The organism is Pauljensenia sp. C0254C2 (assembly GCF_056583835.1).
Genome location: NZ_JBWPJO010000012.1, coordinates 20802 through 38730 on the forward strand (window position 1 = coordinate 20802; position 17929 = coordinate 38730).

Here is a 17929-nt window from a genome sequence, read left to right on the forward strand (position 1 = left end):
TTAGCGAGGCCTGCGCTGGCCGCGTGCACCGAAACGGTGTCCCGAGTGATGATCACCCGATCCGCTGCGGGGACGACGCACATGTCCTGCATCGGTGGCACGCGAACGCGGCCCGCCATCAACACGGATACGCAGCGTACGCCCGGCAACCTGGGCTTTACCGAGTTTTTCCATCTGATCGTCGGACAGGCTCGGGCCGATGTCCACCAGTGAGAATGTCGGGTAAATATCGATACGGCCCACATCAGAGCCTTTCAGATGAGCTTCGCCCGTGATTGCTCCAACAATGGATCCAGGTTTGACGCCATCCTTCTTGCCGACTTCGATGCGGTAGCGCGTCCCCATCGGGGCACGCTGTGGCTTGCCGCCGGCGCGCCGGCGGGCACCGTTCTTCCCACCCTTGAGCGGCTTCGAATCACGCCCGTTTTCAAAAGACGCAGACAGGAACTCACCGTTCTCATCGAGGACTTCCTCGCGGCGAATCTTGCCGTCGGAGCGGCGGTCCTTGTGATCGTGCGTGCCATTGTCATGGACAGTGCGCGCCAGCATTGCTGAGGCGATGATCAGTGGATCGCACGCGTGCTCATCTGCGAACTCGCGGATGAGCTGCTCGAACATGTCGAGTTGCCCGCGTTCAATACGCGTGGGCAACATGTCGAGGAAATGGCGCGAACGGAACTCGCTGACAGCCTGTGGCGTGGGGATGTGGACTTCCTCCATCGCAGTGCCCGTCAGTTTTTCGATACGACGCAGACGGTAGTGCTCGCGAGGAGTGAAGAACGACAGTGATTCGCCTTCGCGGCCGGCGCGCCCGGTGCGACCGATACGGTGGACGTAGGCTTCAGGTTCGCGTGGTACATCAAAATTGACGACCAGGCCGATCCGCTCCACGTCCAGGCCTCGGGCCGCCACATCGGTGGCAACCAGAACGTCCAAAGAACCGGACCGCAGACGCTCCACCATGCGCTCACGTTCCTGCTGTGCCACATCGCCGGAAATTCCGGCCGCGCGGAAACCTCGAGCCGTCAGATCCAGTGAAATCTCTTCAGCATCCAGTCGCGTGCGCACAAAGACGATGACGGCGTCGGCCGAGCGGGTCGACAAGACGCGGGCCAGCGCATTGTTCTTGTGTTTAAACGGCACAACCGCGTAGGTCTGGTGGATGGTGTCAACGGTCGACGACTCTTCCGACACCGCTATCTTCAACGGATCATGCAAGTGGGTTTGCGCCACTTTTTCAATCGCTGCCGGCATTGTGGCCGAAAAGAGTGCCGTGACGCGTTGGGTGGGAACTGTGGCGGCGATGGTCTCCACATCCTCGGCGAATCCCATGCGCAGCATCTCATCGGCTTCATCAAGGACGAGCATACGCACCGAGGACAGATCCAGCGCGCCCTTCTCGATCAGGTCGATCATGCGGCCAGGTGTGCCCACGACGATCTGCGCGCCATCCTTCAGCGCGCGAAGCTGCGGGCCGTATGCAGAGCCACCATAGACGGCGACAATGTTGATGCCGCGGTAGCTCGCCGCAAACTCTTCCATCGCATCGGCTGACTGCAGCGCCAGTTCGCGCGTCGGAGCCAGAACGACCGCCTGGACATCCTTTTCTTTCGGATCAATCAGCGTCAGCATCGGCAGTCCGAATGCCGCCGTCTTACCGGTGCCGGTCTGCGCGATGCCGACCACGTCACGCGCCTCAAGCAGTGCGGGAATCGCCTCAGCCTGAATGGGCGTGGGCGTCTCGAATCCCATCGCTGTGACCGTGTCCAGCAGGGGAGCGGGCAGACCGAGGTCAGCGAAGTTCACCTGATCGTCGGCGTCGTCATCCTCGTCGTCATTTCCATCGTAATCCTCGTCATCCTCGAGGTCGATGTCGTCCTGATCGACATCGTCGGCATGGTCATTGTCGTCAGTTCCATCGGCGAGGGCCTCGCTGTCAGCATCCGAATCCTGTGCAACGTCGTCCTCGTGAAACAGAACGTCATCGAGGCCGAGGGCATCGGATGTGGACATAGGGACAGAATCTTGTGAAGGCACGGTTTCCTCTTACTGTTGTGAACACAGGGCTCGCGGTTTCGAAAAATGCCACCAGGAACGCCTGGGGCTACAGGGCGCGACCCATTACACCAACAACACACATCGGCTCCTGGCCGATCACTATCACAGTGGGAAGCGCCTTGACGAGCTTTAACACTATTGCGTTTCGCGCTCATTTCCTAGCGTGAGCGGCGGTGAAATGCCTCACCGCGCCTGTTTTGAGCGGATTCTGGAGGAGGCGAACACCGCCAGCAGGCACACGCCCAGCGCGATTACGGGGGCTGGAACATACTGAATACCGCCCTCAAACGCCGGCATCCAGACGGCCAACACGACCGAAACGATTGCCAGTTCCACGGCGCCGCCCGCATTGTCAGCAATCTGGAGCCACGAGGAGGCCCGTCCGTGTTCAGACGGATCAATTGACCCGAGCGTGAGATCAGACAATGTTGAGTGCACCATTCCGATCCCCAGACCTGTAATACTCCACCCCACAAGGGCGACAACCGGCGGGAGCCCTTTCAACACCAGGAAACTCACGGGAAGAACGCCGACCACCATGAGGCTCGCGCCCACCAGCGGCAGTCTTTCACGCGTTGCCTGAGTGTTGACGCGCGTGGGAATCGCTGAGCCTATCGCCCACGTGATTGAGCCAATCGTCACGGCGAGCGATGCATGACTTGCACTCCATAAGTGCACACGCTGGAGAACAAGCGGCAGGAAAACCTCCGCGCCAGACAGACCGCCCATGACCAGTGCGCGAGTGGCAATGATTGAGGCAATACCGGGGCGAAGAGTAAACGTGCCGTCGGGAACCAGGCGCTTCAATGTCATGGCACAGCCGGCCAGGCCGAGAACAGTCGCCGCAACGAGCGCCCATCCACTCAGCGTTCCTGCAAATTGCACCAGCACAACGGAGCCACCCGCTCCGGCCGCCAACGCGGCCAGATGACGCATCGAACCTTCGACTGCCCCCTGACGAGAAGGGAAACGCCGCAGCACGGGGACCATTGCCGCCAGGCCGACGGCAGCGATGAACGGCACTACGCCGAAGACCCATCGCCAGCCCCACGTGGCCGTGACCCATCCGACAATCGCAGGACCGACCAGAGAGGGAAACACCCACGCCATCGAAAAGGCGGCGAAAAACGTGGGCCGATGTCGCGGTGACGCGATGGAGCCGACGAAAACATAGATCGGCACCATGACGAGGCCACCGCCCAGGCCCTGAATCATGCGTCCGATGACGAAGAGTGCGATATGCCCGGCGAATGTGCACAGCGCCAGCCCCACCACAAACAGTGCGGCACCCCACAGCAGCACCTTGCGCGGGCCGCGCGCATCACACAGAGGTCCGGCGATGACGGTGGAGGCAAGCTGCATGGCGATCGCCGCTCCGGACGCGACGGCGAACCACGTATCCGATCCCAGATCAGCCACAACATTCGGCATGATCGTCATAGCTGCCAGCGCTTCAAATGCTGCCAGGGTGATCAAGACGATGGAACCAGCCAGCAGAACTTTCTCATCGCGACTCCACCGCGTGACGGCGTCACCCTCGGTGATCTGAGCAGGCGTTTCGCGGTTGGTCTCCATGAGCCGTAGACTACCCTGTGTCACTCTGGATTGCTGCGCTGCCTGTTTCGCAGATGCGGCGACCAGTGAAGTCAATGAAAGGAAAACTGGTGTTACGCACACACACGATCTCTCAGATGGGGACCGACCTGGTCGGTCAGACAGTGACATTAACCGGGTGGGTTGACCGCCGCCGTGATCATGGCGGAGTGGTGTTCATTGACCTGAGAGATGCCAGCGGAATCGTGCAGGTTGTTGTCCGCGATGAATCCGTCGCCCATGAGCTGCGTTCAGAATACTGCCTGCGGGTAACCGGCGAAGTCAGCGCCCGTCCCGAAGGCAACGAGAATCCGGAACTGACCACGGGGCAGGTTGAGATTCTGGGCGATGACATTGAGATTCTGAACACCTCGCCGGCTTTGCCTTTCCAGGTGTCGGCCCATGCCGAAGAATCCGGCAGCGTGGGCGAAGAGACACGTCTGCGCTACCGTTTTCTCGATCTGCGTCGCGCCCAGTTGCAGCATGCGATGCGTTTGCGCTCCCGCGTGTCGAGGGCGGCTCGCGAAGCCCTGTACGAACACGACTTCGTGGAAGTTGAAACACCGACATTGACGCGTTCCACCCCTGAAGGTGCCCGCGACTTCATCGTGCCGGCGCGCCTGTCTCCAGGCTGCTGGTACGCCCTGCCTCAGTCACCGCAGTTGTTCAAGCAGCTCCTCATGGTCGGTGGAATGGAACGCTACTTCCAGATTGCGCGCTGCTACCGAGATGAGGACTTCCGAGCTGACCGTCAGCCCGAATTCACTCAGCTTGATATTGAGATGAGCTTCGTCAGCCAGGACGACGTCATTGCCGTGTCCGAGGACGTGCTGCGAGCAGTGTGGGCTGAAATCGGTTACGACTTGAAGACTCCGATCCCACGCATGCCGTTCAACGAAGCAATGGCCAAATACGGCTCCGATAAGCCGGATCTGCGTTTCGGATGCGAACTGATCGACCTGACCGACTACTTCAAGGACACCCCGTTCCGCGTCTTCCAGAACCCGTATGTGGGTGCAATCGTGATGCCAGGCGGTGCTTCACAGCCTCGCCGCACCTTCGACAAGTGGCAGGAGTGGGCCAAGGCTCGTGGAGCCAAGGGACTGGCCTACGTGACCATTGCCGAGGACGGAACACTGGGCGGTCCCGTAGCAAAGAACATTTCCGATCAGGAACGCGAAGGCCTGGTCGAGGCCACAGGAGCCAACCCCGGTGACTGCATCTTTTTCGGCGCCGGAAAGCCCACAGCAACCCGCGAACTGCTTGGCGCTGTGCGCCTGGAAGTGGGACGCCGCTGCAACCTGATTGACGAGGACGCATGGTCATTCGTGTGGATCGTCGACGCACCCCTGTTCAAACCGACCGGCGAAGCTGAAGCAGAAGGTGACGTGGCGCTGGGGCACTCCTCATGGACCGCTGTCCACCACGCGTTCACCATGCCGCAGGACGAATGGCGTGACAACTTCGAGGACGATCCGGAGCACGCGTTGTCCTACGCCTACGACATCGTGTGCAACGGCAACGAAATCGGTGGCGGCTCGATCCGTATTCACCGTGACGACATTCAGCAGCGCGTCTTCAACGTGATGGGAATTTCCGAGGAAGAAGCCGAATCGAAGTTCGGATTCCTCATGAGCGCACTGAAGTTCGGCGCACCGCCACACGGCGGCGTGGCATTTGGATGGGACCGCATCGTCTCGCTGCTCACGCATGCCGACTCGATCCGTGACGTCATCGCCTTCCCGAAGTCCGGTGGCGGATACGACCCGCTGACCGACGCGCCCGCGCCGATCACGCCGCGTCAGCGTAAGGAAGCAGGGGTCGATGCGAAACCGCGCAAGCGCGGTGAAACAGACCAGGATCAGAAGGCCGACAAAGCCGACAAGGCGGAGAAGGCCGAAAAGGCTGGCCAGGCTGACAAGTCGTGATCGTCAGTGCCATTTTGTCAGGGCGGCTCGGACACACATGTGTCGGGTCGCCCTCGGCTTTTACGACGCCAGGCGTTCAAACAGTCTGGCACGCCGCGCAAGATAGTCGCCCTCGCTGATCCATCCGGACGAAAAATCAACAGTGCGATCCGGATCCATGATGCGCAGCACCTCCTCGCGACCAATACGCTTGGCGGCGTCGTGGAACAGGACGAGGTCTTCGAAGGCAGCTCGGAGCATTTCGTAACGTAGCGAGTAATACACGTCGAGGTCGTCCGCCGGATACACGACGAATGGGTCGCCTGAGAAGAACGCTCCGCCGGCGCTGGAATCGGCGAACGGATTAATGGGACGCACCGACAGCTGCGAGTAGTAGAAGTCAAACGCCCAGTGCAGAAAACCGCGACTGTTCGCGCAGAACAGCTGCAGACCGAGCATGCGGTGACGAATCGGGCGCTGCGCGATGAAACGGTTGGCCACAGCGTTCGCCTGACCCACGCAGTAGTACACCCAGGATGGCTCGTAGCCAGCCTCACGGAAACGCGTCACCGCAGTGGTGGCCACGATCGGATGGTCAACCAGGTCGATGTAATCCGGATCGGACAGTGCATCGCCCACCATCTGCCCTTCCAGCAGATCGATCACCTGCTTGCGCGCCGCCTGATAGCTGGAACGGTTGGTCTCATCAGGCTCGTCTGAAATATGCCACCAGATCGCATCACCGAGGTTGCGTCCACGGAAATAACCGATGAGGAATGGGATGAGCTGTTCGACAAACGCGCGGTACTTGGGCGAGGTTGCCTCCGTGTCCCATCCGAAACGCCGTTGTTCCCCCTCAGTTGTTTTCACGATGAACTGCGGACACGCGTGCGCACCCCACTGCGTGAACAGGTGTGGCAGTTCGAGGTAGCGGATACCCGCATCCAATGCCATATCAACCCACCGATCGAGACGCTCCGTGGCGAAGTGGTACGTCCCGTCATAGCTGATATCCAGTAACTGTGTCGCAGGCCTGTAGGTGCCGACCGCCGTGTCGAGTGGGGGAGACCAGATCGGGGTCAGCAAGCTGTTCACGCCCATCTGTGTAGCGGCCCGCACATGATTGGCGAGGGCGTGCCAATGCTGCTCGGACCACATGGGAACGTGAAAGTACGTGGCGAGGCAATCCGGATGCAGCCACTGGGTGTTGATGAAATCGCTGTCGTGGTGTGTCAGATCAACACCTGTGACAGATACGGTTTGTTCGAACAGATTTGAATCGGCGCGGGTGACAGTTACGGTGATTGTGCCCGAAAATGCCGGCACACTCACCCATACGGCATTCCATCCCATATGGTGCGCCTGCAGCACAACAGTCGTCAGAGCACCGTCGACGCTCGCGTCCAGAGGGGTCAGCAGATCGGGCAGCAGAGATGGTTGGGTTGCCAGATACCCGTCATCTGCATCTGCCGGTGCTGGCAGGCCGGCCGCAACCAGGTCAACGTGACAGACCGGGACGGGCTCACCGTCCGTGCGAATGGTCAACGTCAATTCAGAGCGCGACCAGTACACGTCCTGGTGCTCGTGCCAGGCCACCTGGAAATTGATCGACTGACCGGTGCGCGTGACCAATGGATGCGTGAGCGAGTCGGGCTCCTCGCTGGGAAGCACCTTTGTCAGGTCGTCAACCAATCGGATATCGACGCGTGAAGTGGGGGCAGCCATCAAGATCCTTCCGCACGGTGTCAGTTGCCTTCCACTGTGCCATGAAGTTCTCGCCCGTGCCGCCTAACGACGCTGATCAATGGGCACTTTCTTTTTGGAAGAGACACGCGACAAGTTCCAGCGAAGAGGACAAAAATGAGGCACACTAGAGACATGGCTCACATTGAAATGCATCCGGAGAATCCACAAGCCCGCCTGGTCACTAAGACCGTTGACCTCCTCAAGGAGGGTGGCACCATCGCATTACCGACCGACTCGGGATATGCGATTGCCTGCACCCTGGGGAACAAGGAAGGGATGGATGTCATCCGGCAGATCAGAAAACTCGACGAGAAGCACAACTTCTCGTTGCTGTGTCATTCCTTTGCGCAGCTGGGTGAGCTTGTCATCGTCGACAACCACCAATTCCGCACGATTAAGGCGCTGACGCCCGGACCGTACACGTTCATTCTCCAAGGCACCAAGGTCGTGCCTCGTATGACGCTGAACAAGAAGAAGCACACAGTGGGCGTCCGGCTGCCAGATCATGTGATTACTCAAACGATTGTCGAAGCTCTGGGGGAGCCGCTTCTGTGCTCGACTTTGATCATGCCTGGCGAAGACGAGCCGTTGGTGGACGGACACGATGTTGACGACCGCATCGGCAACATGGTGGATCTTGTCATTGTTGGCCCGGTCGGTCTGGCCGAACCGACAACCGTCATCGATTACACCGACGGTACGGCAGTGATCGCCCGTAAGGGCGCTGGCGACACGTCACTATTTGAATAGAAGTTTCCTGTGCGCTCTCGCACTGTGGAATGGCACAGCGCGAGAGTACACGAATTTGGGAATTTTGCTCACAATCAGTATCCAAATTTCAGTTCCTTAGGTAGCATCCGGCATGGAGCTATATTCGAAGGAGCGATGTTGTGAGCGAACACGTCAGGCGAGAACCGCGCAGGACACGTGTGTGGATCCTGATCGCGGCATGCACTGCCGTGCTGGTTGCGCTGGTCGGTTCGGGGGCTGCCTACGCTGCCCACTACGATGAGCGGGCGCTTCCCCGTACATCTGTTGCCGCTATTCCAGTTTCAGGAATGACGCATGACGAGGTCGTTGCCGCTATCAACGAACGTGCGCGGAACATTCGTGTCACCGCCCGGGTTGACGGCAAAGAAACTGAGATCGCTCTGGCTGACGCCGGTATCCAGATCGACGCCGAAGCCACAGCGACCCTGGCTCTTGAATCGAGCCGTTCCTGGACAAGCCGCCTGCAGGGACTGTTCACATCCCGACAGATCCCGGTGGTGACCACAACGGATGAAGAGGCACTCAGCGCGATGGCGGAAACGCTTGCGCGTCAAGCGGGACCTGCTGCCGTCGATGCGTCCGCCCACTACGACGCCGACCGTGATGCATTCGTGGTTGATCCTGCCGAAAATGGCACAACGATTGACGCGCAAGCACTGACGACAGCTCTGATGGACGCTGCGACAACGCTGGGCGACACGGAAGTTGACCTGTCCTCGACGCAGTCGGAGCCGTCCGTAACCACAGAAGCCGCACAGCAGGCTGCCCAGCAGGCAGATGAAATGCTGGAGCCAGACGTTTCACTGACCGACACGATCGATTCCTTCACACCCTCGCGCGCCGACGTTGCCCAGTGGATTTCCTTCGAGAACACGGACAGCAAGCTCACCGCCCACTACTCCTCTGAAGCTGTTGGCTCGTGGGTATCAGCAACTGCCCAAGCCTCAAATGTGGAAGCCGACCCTACGATCAACAACGTCAATGCTGCAGGCGACGTGCTGGTAGAAGCATGGCCAGGTAAACCCGGCCTGAAAGCCAATAATGTCGCTGACCTGTCGAACGCGCTGATGAGTGCCCTCGACAATGGCGAAACGTATGAAGGCACGATCACCTATGACGACGTGCCGCAGGAAACGAAGACGCGCCCGATCGCCCCGGGTGCGGAGAATCTGCCGTATCCGGCTGCTGAGGGCGAAAAGTGGATCGATATTGATCTGACCAGGCTGACGGTCACCCCGTACATCGGCACGAAACAGGCTCACGAACCCATCAGCATTGTTCCCGGCTCACCTGGCCACGAAACGGTCACCGGTCTGTATCACGTCTACCTCAAGTATGAGAAGCAGGACATGGGGTGCACACCCGAGTGGCCATACTGCGCCAAGGACGTGCCGTGGGTGTCCTACTTCACGGGCTCGTACGCCATGCATGGCGCACCGTGGGTGAGTGAATTCGGATGGTCCGGACCGGGCGGTTCGCACGGATGCCTGAACATGCCCGTGTGGGGCGCAAAACTCATCTACGATTTCGACGAAATCGGCACCCCTGTCATGAGTCACTATTAAGCCGTATCCCTATGGATTTATTTGACAGTGAAGGCATTGACACCAATGGGGTACCCTCGTTCGACGAGCATGCGCCGCTCGCTGTGCGGATGCGCCCCACCTCGATTGACGAGGTTGTCGGGCAGAACCATCTGCTGACGGCGGGATCGCCCCTGCGACGCATGCTGTCAGCGGCAGCAGATTCTGGACCGCTCTCCTCCATGATCCTGTGGGGTCCGCCGGGAACCGGTAAAACGACCCTTGCCTACCTCGTGGCACGCGCCTCACATCGACATTTTGAAGAATTGTCCGCTGTTTCATCGGGAGTCAAGGACATTCGCGATGTCATCGCATCGGCACGCCGTCGCACCGCTGCCAGCGGCGAAGACACCATCTTGTTCGTTGATGAGGTCCACAGATTCTCCAAGTCCCAGCAGGACGCACTGCTTCCGGCTGTTGAAAACCGGTGGGTCACACTCGTGGCGGCGACAACCGAGAACCCGTCGTTCTCCGTCATTTCGCCACTGCTGTCACGTTCTTTGCTGTTGACGCTGCATCCACTCGACGAAGACGGGATTAGCGCATTGATTACCCGCTCCCTTGACGATGCTCGCGGACTGAAGAGTGAATTCACCATCGACGAGGCCGCTTTGGCTAGCCTCGTCCGACTGGCAGGAGCAGATGGCCGGAAGGCGTTGACACTGCTTGAAGCTGCAGCAGGTGCGGCGCGCGATGCGGACGATACGGTCATTGCTCAACACCACGTGGAAACCGCCGCAAACCAGGCGCTCGTGCGGTGGGATCAGGACCAGCACTATGACGTGGCTTCCGCGTTTATTAAGTCAATGCGCGGATCTGATGTCGATGCCGCCGTGCACTATTTGGCTCGGATGATCGAAGCGGGGGAGGACCCTCGCTTCATAGCCAGGCGCGTCATGATCTGTGCCTCTGAAGACGTGGGAATGGCGGCGCCGGAAATCCTCGGAATCTGCGTGGCAGCTGCTCAGGCAGTGGCGATGGTCGGCATGCCTGAGGCGCGTATTATCCTGGCACAGGCCGTGATCGTGGTGGCGACCGCCCCGAAATCCAATGCGTCCTATCTCGCGATCGATAAGGCGCTGGCCGACCTGCGCAGCGGGAAAGGCGGCCCGGTGCCTGCTCATCTGCGTGATGCCCATTACGCAGGTGCGAAGAAACTTGGGCACGGGGAAGGCTACCTGTATGCCCACGATGCGCCGCATTCTGTGGCCGCACAACAGTACTTACCGGATGATCTGCAAGGCACTCAGTACTACCGTCCAACTGAAAACGGAACTGAGGCAATGATCACGAAGCGGCTGACAGTGTTAAGGCAGCTGCTGTCCATGGGGTAAGCTATGAGGGTTGTCCACGACAACACCTGGGGTCTTAGCCGTTTGTGTTGACCCCATGTTCGGTTCAACGGGAGCCGGACATGACCCATGAAACAGGAAAGGAAACCGTTTTATGTCGACGAATCGTTCACGGAAGCAGGTGCGCCAGTCACGCGCACTCGGAATCGCACTGACCCCGAAGGCTGTGCGTTACTTTGAGAAGCGCCCCTACGGCCCCGGCGAGCACGGCCGTACCCGCCGTCGCCAGGATTCCGACTACGCCGTTCGTCTGAAGGAAAAGCAGCGTCTGCGCGCACAGTACGGCATCCGCGAAGCTCAGATTCGCCGCATCTTCGAAGAAGCTCGCCGTCAGGACGGCCTGACCGGTGAAAACCTGGTTGAGCTGCTCGAAATGCGCATTGATGCTCTGGTTCTGCGTGCAGGATTTGCTCGCACCATCCAGCAGGCTCGCCAGGTGGTTGTACACCGTCACATCATGGTGGACGGCAAGATCGTTGACCGCCCCTCTTTCCGCGTGAAGCCCGGACAGACGATCCAAGTCAAGCCAAAGTCGCAGACCACTGTTCCGTTCGAGATCGCCGCCTCCGGCGTGCACCGCGATGTGCTGCCGGCAGTTCCGGATTACCTCGACGTTGAGCTGGAACGTCTCAAGGCCACACTGGTGCGACGCCCTAAGCGCGCTGAAGTTCCAGTGACCTGTGACGTCCAGATGGTCGTTGAGCACTACTCACGCTGAGTATGAACGTGTGATGAGGACCCCGGGTGCCTGTGCGCCCCGGGGTCTTTATCGACACGCCGTTCGAGGTCGCCCTTCAGGTGTATCTCGCTTTCCCTCTACTTTTCCAATACGATGAGGACACATGCGCACCTCTGAGATTCGTTCCCGCTGGCTCGACTACTTCGCTGCACACGATCACGAAATTCGTCCATCAGTTTCACTGATTTCTCCCGATCCATCGATTTTGTTCACGATCGCGGGGATGGTGCCGTTCATTCCGTATATCACCGGCGTTGAACCGCCGCCGTGGCCGCGCGTTGCATCGGTGCAAAAGTGCATCCGCACCAACGACATCGACAACGTTGGACGTACCACGCGACACGGCACGTTCTTCCAGATGAACGGAAACTTCTCATTCGGTGACTACTTCAAGGAAGGTGCGATCCACCTGGCGTGGAACCTGCTGACCGGCTCGCAAAAGGACGGCATGTACGGCCTGGACGCAGACCGACTGTGGACGACGCTGTGGGAGAATGATGACGAGTCCTACGACGTGCTGACCAAACAGGTCGGTATGGATCCGCGCCACATCGTCAAGCTTCCACGCGAGGAAAACTTCTGGGATACAGGCCAGCCCGGGCCAGCCGGTCCGTGCTGTGAGTGGCACTACGACCGCGGCCCTGAATACGGTCCCGAAGCTGTGGGCGGCACCGTTGACCCGGGCGGCGACCGCTACCTCGAACTGTGGAACCTCGTTTTTGACCAGTACATGCGTGGCGAAGGCAGCGGAAAGGACTACCCGCTGCTGGGCGAACTCGATGACAAGGCCATTGACACGGGTGCAGGTCTCGAACGCCTCGCATTCGTCCTGCAGGACAAGCCGAATATGTACGAAATTGACGAGGTTTACCCCGTCATCCAGGCCGTCGAAGAGATGTCCGGGCGCCACTACCATGACGATGCCGATGACGACGTTCGCATGCGCGTGGTGGCTGATCATATTCGCTCCGCGATGATGCTGATCCTCGATGGCGTGCGACCCGGAAACGATGGACGTGGATATGTTCTGCGGCGCCTGATGCGCCGAGCCATCCGGTCGATGCGTCTGCTGGGTGTCGATACATCCTCACTCCCGACGCTGATGCCGGTTTCACGTGACGCCATGGCGCCGTCGTACCCGGATCTTGTGACGAACTGGGATCTTGTCGCAGATGTTGCGTACGGTGAAGAAGAATCGTTCATGCACACCCTCACCTCGGGCACGACGATCCTGAACGCGGCAGTCAAGCAGGCCAGGGAAACGAGCCAGGAGGCGCATTCGACGGCCACCCTCAGCGGTGAAGACGCGTTTGCGCTGCATGACACCTACGGCTTCCCGATTGATCTGACCCTCGAGATGGCGGCCGAACAGGGCGTGAGCGTGGATGAACAGCGCTTCACGGAGCTGATGAACGAGCAGAAGCAGCGTGCTCGCCAGGATGCTCGCGCCAAGAAGACCGGACACGTTGATGTTCGCGTTTTCCACGAGATTGCACATGAGCTGGGCGGGCAGTCTCAGTTCCTCGGATATACGGACATGGCAGCCGACGCGCATGTGGCAGCAATTCTGGTGGATGGCCAGTCAGTGCCCGCAGCAACAGCTCCCGCACATGTTGAGGTCGTCCTCGACCAAACACCGTTCTACGCGGAGATGGGCGGTCAGCAACCCGACCACGGCACCATTCGCGTGGCAGAAGGCGGGGGAGTGGTCCGCATTGATGACGTGCAGGCTCCGATCAAGGGGCTGACGGTCCATCGCGGCGAACTGGTCGAAGGTACCATTTCTGTCGCTGCCGACGCGTGGGCGGAGATCGACACTGAACGCAGGCGCGCCATTGCGCGCGCACACACCGCCACTCACATGATTCATCGCGCTTTGCACCAGATCGTCTCGGACAACGCTACGCAGGCAGGATCGGAGAACTCGCCGTCGCGTCTGCGCTTCGACTTCCGCCACAACAGTGCGCTGGAAGCCAGTCAGGTTGATGACATTGAATCCCTGGTCAACGATCGGCTGTCTGATGATCTGGCTGTGACGGATGAAGTGATGCCAATCGAACAGGCTCTGCAGACTGGAGCTATGGCGTTGTTCGGTGAAAAGTACGGTTCCGAAGTGCGTGTTGTGTCGATCGGCGGCGACTGGTCGAAGGAACTGTGCGCAGGTACTCACGTCCCCACAACCGGACATATCGGACGCATCGCGCTGCTGGGTGAATCATCCATCGGATCCGGTGTGCGCCGTATCGATGCACTGGTCGGATCTGGTGCCTACGGATTCCAGGCTCGCGAACATGCCCTTGTTTCGCAGCTGTCATCGCTGCTCGGAGGGCGCCCCGAAGATCTGCCCTCGCGCGTTGAACAGCTGATGGCGCGTGTGAAGAAAGCAGAGAAAGCGCTCGAGGAGGCCGAAACGCGCGGCGCGCTGGCACATGTCGACCAGCTCATCGCTCAGGCCACGATGCACAATGGCATCCGCGCCGTTGCCGCATCGGCCGGCCAGATGAGTTCTGCCGACAACGTGCGTTCCCTGGCGCTCGCCGTGCGCGACAAGATGGGCGAGGGCGAGCCCGCGGTGGTGGCACTGATCGGAGATATCGACTCCAAGCCGAGTATCGTTGTCGCAACCAACCAGAGTGCGCGTGAGCGCGGCGTCAAGGCTGGAATGCTTGTGCGCACTGCTGCGCAGGTTCTCGGTGGCGGTGGCGGTGGCCGTGATGACGTTGCCCAAGGTGGCGGTCGTGATCTGACGAATATGGATCAGGCCCTGTCAGCGATCACCGACTCGCTGAAGTAAACAGGGAAGGTAGACCTGGTGAGCATGCGAACGGGAGTACGTCTGGGACTGGACGTGGGGACCGTGCGCATCGGTGTGGCCAGGTCCGATGAACGCGGGATCGTGTGCCTGCCGGTGGAGACCGTTCATGTTCAACGGGATCATTCTGAAATCGATGATCTGTTGGACATCATCGATGAATACGATCCGATTGAGATCGTGGTCGGGCTGCCTCGGCACTTGAAGGGGACAGAGGGACAAAGTGCCCATATGGCCCGCAGCGTGGCCAACCGAATTGCGGCACGCTGGCGTGGCGGACGCATCTGTATGGTGGATGAACGCTTAACCTCCAATCAGGCTCACAGCAGGCTCCGGGACAGTAAAGTGGAAACTCACCGCCATCGGGAGATAGTGGACCAGGTCGCGGCTCAGATTATTCTGGAGCTAGCGCTGGAGAGCGAACGAATATCGGGGACTCCGCCAGGGCAAACCGTGTCTCTGGGAGATCCATCGTTGAGTAGTGGAAAGGCCGAACGTGACTGATTCAGACCCATTGCGGCCACCGTTCCCTTCACGAAGGGATCGTCACCGTCACCGGCAAACCTCGCAAGAATCCAGGACCTCTCAGCCCTCACAGCGTGTACCTCGCCCATCGTCAGGGGGCACTCCGGCAGGTGGTGTGGAACTACCGACGCGCGCGCAGCGCCGTGCACAACTCAGTGCCGAGGCGCGCCGCAATGCAGCTCGTCAACAGCGCAAACGTCGAACTCGACGCAAAATTCGGACCTTTATCGTCATCATTGCCGTGCTGGCTGTTCTGGGCGGAGCGGCGTATGTTGCCGTGTCTGCACTGAAGTCCACCGGAGTTGTGGCGGACCAAAGCGATGACTACCCAGGCCCCGGCTCAGGAAGCGTCGAAGTCACCATTAACAAAGGCGAGATCGGTTCCGATATTGGAGTTAAACTTGTCGAGGCCGACGTGGTGAAGTCAGTTGCAGCCTTTAACCGCGCGTTTGAAGCAAATAAGGCGGCATCGGGCATCAAACCCGGCACGTACCAGCTGAAGAAACAGATGTCGGCTTCTGGTGCCGTGGCAGCGTTGCTGGATGAAACCAACCGTACGGAAAACACCGTGACTGTCACCCCAGGTTCGGTACTGAAGCAGACTCTCGATAAAATGCGTGAAGTGAGCGGCTTCAGTGACGAGGCGATTCAGGAAGCCATCAACAACCCTGAAGCACTGGGACTGCCTGCGCAGGCTCAGGGTAATCTCGAAGGCTGGCTTGAACCAGGTTCGTACGAGGTATCTCAGGACGATACGCCTGCTGACCTGCTCTCGGAGATGATTCAGGCGCGAGTCGACGCACTGGATCAGGCAGGAGTACCCGAGGACCAGCGCCAGACCGTCCTGATTAAAGCTTCCATTGTGGAGCGCGAAATGCACCTGGAAAAGTACATGCCGATGGTGGCACGCGTCATTGAAAACCGCCTGAAGGACACTGAAGGTGAAACTCGTGGCCAGCTCAAGATGGATTCCACCGTCCTGTACGGTGTGGGCAAGTATGGCGGCGTTCCTACGAAGGATGACCTGGCCAACGACAACCCGTATAACACCTACCTGATCAAGGGACTGCCTCCGGGGCCCATCGCCTCGCCATCATCCACAGCAATTAACGCGGTCCTCAATCCTGAACCCGGTGACTGGCTTTATTTCGTCACCATCGACCTTGACACCGGTGAAACCCTGTTCGCGACGACGAACGAGGAACAGGAAAAGAACAAGGTAAAGTTCGATGAATATTGCGAAGCCAATCCCGGAAAGTGCTGACACGAGCCGCTGGGCGGCGGTCATTGGGTCGCCCGTGGCGCACTCGTTGTCACCCGTCCTGCACAGGACCGCATGGGACGATCTGGGGTGTGACCCACGGTGGGCCTACCGACGCATCGAATGCGACAGGGACGGCGTTGCATCCCTGATCCAGCAGTGGGATCCGAACTGTCTGGGACTGTCAGTGACCATGCCGTGTAAGCAGGTCATTGCCCCGCTCATGGATGTAGTTGATCCGCTGGCCAAAGCAGTGGGATCCATCAACACTGTCGTCCCGGCAGGCGGGGTACTGACCGGTCTGAACACGGATGTCGAAGGCATCGTGGAAGCTGTCAGGCGAGCGCGCACTGGACTCGAGCCGATTCGCAGCGCAACGATCCTGGGGGGCCGCGCAACTGCCTCATCCGCGCTGGCTGCGCTGAAGAGCATGCACGTTGATGATGTCCGTATCGTCGCGCGGCGCTTTTCGGGGCCAGGATCCGTTGTTATGGCAGAAAGCCGCCTGGGCGTGACCAGTACCCACATCATGTGGGATGACACTGAACGCGTCATCGCCAGCCTGGATGAAACTGATGTCGTGATCTCCACTATGCCCGCCGGCGTGTGTGACAACATTGCCGCACGTGTACGGCCACGATCCGAACAGACTCTGCTGGACGTGGTGTATGCACCGACTATCACACCACTCGTTCAGGCCTACCGTGACCGTGGGGCGCGCATTGCTCACGGCCTCGACATGCTGGTATTCCAGGGACTGGCGCAGGTGCGCGTGATGACCAGTCGAACACCCCGAGTCGAACCCGTCATGGATGCGGTGTATCGTGCAGCGGAAGTACCTCGAGCATCATGATCATGGGCAACGATGTTGGAGCGCTGTCACTGGCGCTGTCGCTGATGGTCTGGATCGCGATCGCCATGTGGCTGAACCGCGCAGGATGGCGCGTTCAGCGTCGCTACTTCACCGCCATCAACATGAGGCCCATGAATCGCATGACGGTGGTATGGGTCTGTGCCCTCACCGGCATGGTCACCCTGCTTGCCGCGCATGCCTCACCGATGGCGCCCGCGATCGTCACTCTTGCGATGATCGGGCCTCTGAGCGCGTTCGTTGACGCCAAGACCCATAAGTTGCCCACGCGTTACACCCTCGTCCTTGCTGGGGGTGCCATCATCGGCATCGCGTCAGTCATTTTCTGCAGCGAGTACGCTCAACAGGTCAACGACACGTGGTGGATCTCCATGATCGGCGGAATGGTGATGTGGACTCTGCCCTTGTGGCTGTCAGCGAAGATTTCGCACGGAGCAGGCTACGGTGACGTCAAACTTGCGCCGGTGCTGGGTGCACTGACAGGTATCCCCGGATGGGCATGCACGTTGGGTGGTCTGGTCATCTGTTTTGTGGGAGCGGGCATCGCAGCGGTGTGGGCGATCATTGCGCTGGGAGCTCATGGCCGCACCCGCGTCGCTCTGGGCCCGTGGCTCATTGGCGGAGCAGCGCTGGCACTGGTCCTGTGGGAGATCATCCCGTCCTGGCAGATACCTGCGTGAGGCACACGGTAGTGGAATGAGATGCTTCGAC

The 17929-nt window shown here is 59.7% G+C and carries 13 protein-coding genes; 10 read left to right on the plus strand and 3 right to left on the minus strand.

Going from position 1 to position 17929, the window contains the following annotated elements; genetic code table 11:
- On the minus strand, window positions 1–2013 hold the full coding sequence (locus tag AC1DA5_RS08655; RefSeq protein WP_083314514.1) for a DEAD/DEAH box helicase: 2013 nt from the start codon (window positions 2011–2013) through the stop codon (window positions 1–3).
- A gap of 228 nt (window positions 2014–2241) precedes the next feature.
- Window positions 2242–3633, minus strand: coding sequence for an MFS transporter (locus AC1DA5_RS08660; RefSeq protein ID WP_480289914.1), 1392 nt, complete (start codon window positions 3631–3633; stop codon window positions 2242–2244).
- 89 nt (window positions 3634–3722) lie between these two features.
- Here AC1DA5_RS08660 and aspS point away from each other — a divergent pair, with 89 nt between their 5' ends.
- Window positions 3723–5579 carry an aspartate--tRNA ligase gene (gene aspS, locus AC1DA5_RS08665; RefSeq protein ID WP_480289915.1) on the plus strand — a complete coding sequence of 619 codons (1857 nt, stop codon included), beginning with the start codon at window positions 3723–3725 and terminating at the stop codon, window positions 5577–5579.
- Between the two features lie 60 nt (window positions 5580–5639).
- On the opposite strand, the gene AC1DA5_RS08670 is transcribed toward aspS, so the two are convergent.
- Window positions 5640–7283: a DUF4091 domain-containing protein gene (locus AC1DA5_RS08670; protein WP_480289917.1), complete on the minus strand. Its 1644-nt coding sequence runs from the start codon at window positions 7281–7283 to the stop codon at window positions 5640–5642.
- 153 nt (window positions 7284–7436) lie between these two features.
- Here AC1DA5_RS08670 and AC1DA5_RS08675 point away from each other — a divergent pair, with 153 nt between their 5' ends.
- The 9 genes from AC1DA5_RS08675 to AC1DA5_RS08715 all read left to right on the plus strand — a co-directional run bounded on the left by AC1DA5_RS08675 (window position 7437) and on the right by AC1DA5_RS08715 (window position 17898).
- Complete coding sequence (locus AC1DA5_RS08675) at window positions 7437–8054, plus strand: L-threonylcarbamoyladenylate synthase (RefSeq protein WP_058236807.1); 618 nt, start codon at window positions 7437–7439, stop codon at window positions 8052–8054.
- 140 nt (window positions 8055–8194) lie between these two features.
- On the plus strand, window positions 8195–9640 hold the full coding sequence (locus AC1DA5_RS08680) for a L,D-transpeptidase family protein (protein ID WP_480289919.1): 1446 nt from the start codon (window positions 8195–8197) through the stop codon (window positions 9638–9640).
- An 11-nt stretch (window positions 9641–9651) separates the two neighbouring features.
- Window positions 9652–10992, plus strand: coding sequence for a replication-associated recombination protein A (locus tag AC1DA5_RS08685; RefSeq protein ID WP_480289921.1), 1341 nt, complete (start codon window positions 9652–9654; stop codon window positions 10990–10992).
- Window positions 10993–11104: 112 nt separating this feature from the next.
- The gene (rpsD, locus tag AC1DA5_RS08690; RefSeq protein ID WP_058236804.1) at window positions 11105–11728 is read left to right on the plus strand and encodes a 30S ribosomal protein S4; all 624 of its coding nucleotides are present in this window, start codon (window positions 11105–11107) and stop codon (window positions 11726–11728) included.
- A 124-nt stretch (window positions 11729–11852) separates the two neighbouring features.
- Window positions 11853–14543, plus strand: coding sequence for an alanine--tRNA ligase (gene alaS / locus AC1DA5_RS08695; RefSeq protein WP_480289923.1), 2691 nt, complete (start codon window positions 11853–11855; stop codon window positions 14541–14543).
- 24 nt (window positions 14544–14567) lie between these two features.
- Window positions 14568–15065 (plus strand): Holliday junction resolvase RuvX, encoded by a 498-nt coding sequence (ruvX, locus tag AC1DA5_RS08700; RefSeq protein WP_480289948.1) that lies wholly within the window; start codon window positions 14568–14570, stop codon window positions 15063–15065.
- Window positions 15066–15201: 136 nt separating this feature from the next.
- Window positions 15202–16350: an endolytic transglycosylase MltG gene (mltG, locus tag AC1DA5_RS08705; RefSeq protein ID WP_480289924.1), complete on the plus strand. Its 1149-nt coding sequence runs from the start codon at window positions 15202–15204 to the stop codon at window positions 16348–16350.
- Window positions 16316–17200, plus strand: a complete 885-nt coding sequence (locus tag AC1DA5_RS08710) for a shikimate dehydrogenase (protein ID WP_058236801.1) — start codon at window positions 16316–16318, stop codon at window positions 17198–17200. The genes mltG and AC1DA5_RS08710 overlap by 35 nt, the downstream gene beginning before the upstream one ends.
- A 2-nt stretch (window positions 17201–17202) precedes the next feature.
- Window positions 17203–17898, plus strand: a complete 696-nt coding sequence (locus AC1DA5_RS08715) for a prepilin peptidase (RefSeq protein ID WP_480289925.1) — start codon at window positions 17203–17205, stop codon at window positions 17896–17898.
- The last annotated feature ends 31 nt before the right edge of the window (window positions 17899–17929 follow it).

Coding starts and splice junctions, on each gene's coding strand:
- AC1DA5_RS08655 (WP_083314514.1), bottom strand. CDS start 2,013: ATGTCCACATCCGATGCCCTCGGCCTCGATGACGTTCTGTTTCACGAG.
- AC1DA5_RS08660 (WP_480289914.1), bottom strand. CDS start 3,633: ATGGAGACCAACCGCGAAACGCCTGCTCAGATCACCGAGGGTGACGCC.
- AC1DA5_RS08670 (WP_480289917.1), bottom strand. CDS start 7,283: ATGGCTGCCCCCACTTCACGCGTCGATATCCGATTGGTTGACGACCTG.
- AC1DA5_RS08675 (WP_058236807.1), top strand. CDS start 7,437: ATGGCTCACATTGAAATGCATCCGGAGAATCCACAAGCCCGCCTGGTC.
- AC1DA5_RS08685 (WP_480289921.1), top strand. CDS start 9,652: ATGGATTTATTTGACAGTGAAGGCATTGACACCAATGGGGTACCCTCG.
- rpsD (WP_058236804.1), top strand. CDS start 11,105: ATGTCGACGAATCGTTCACGGAAGCAGGTGCGCCAGTCACGCGCACTC.
- alaS (WP_480289923.1), top strand. CDS start 11,853: ATGCGCACCTCTGAGATTCGTTCCCGCTGGCTCGACTACTTCGCTGCA.
- ruvX (WP_480289948.1), top strand. CDS start 14,568: ATGCGAACGGGAGTACGTCTGGGACTGGACGTGGGGACCGTGCGCATC.
- AC1DA5_RS08710 (WP_058236801.1), top strand. CDS start 16,316: ATGAATATTGCGAAGCCAATCCCGGAAAGTGCTGACACGAGCCGCTGG.
- AC1DA5_RS08715 (WP_480289925.1), top strand. CDS start 17,203: ATGGGCAACGATGTTGGAGCGCTGTCACTGGCGCTGTCGCTGATGGTC.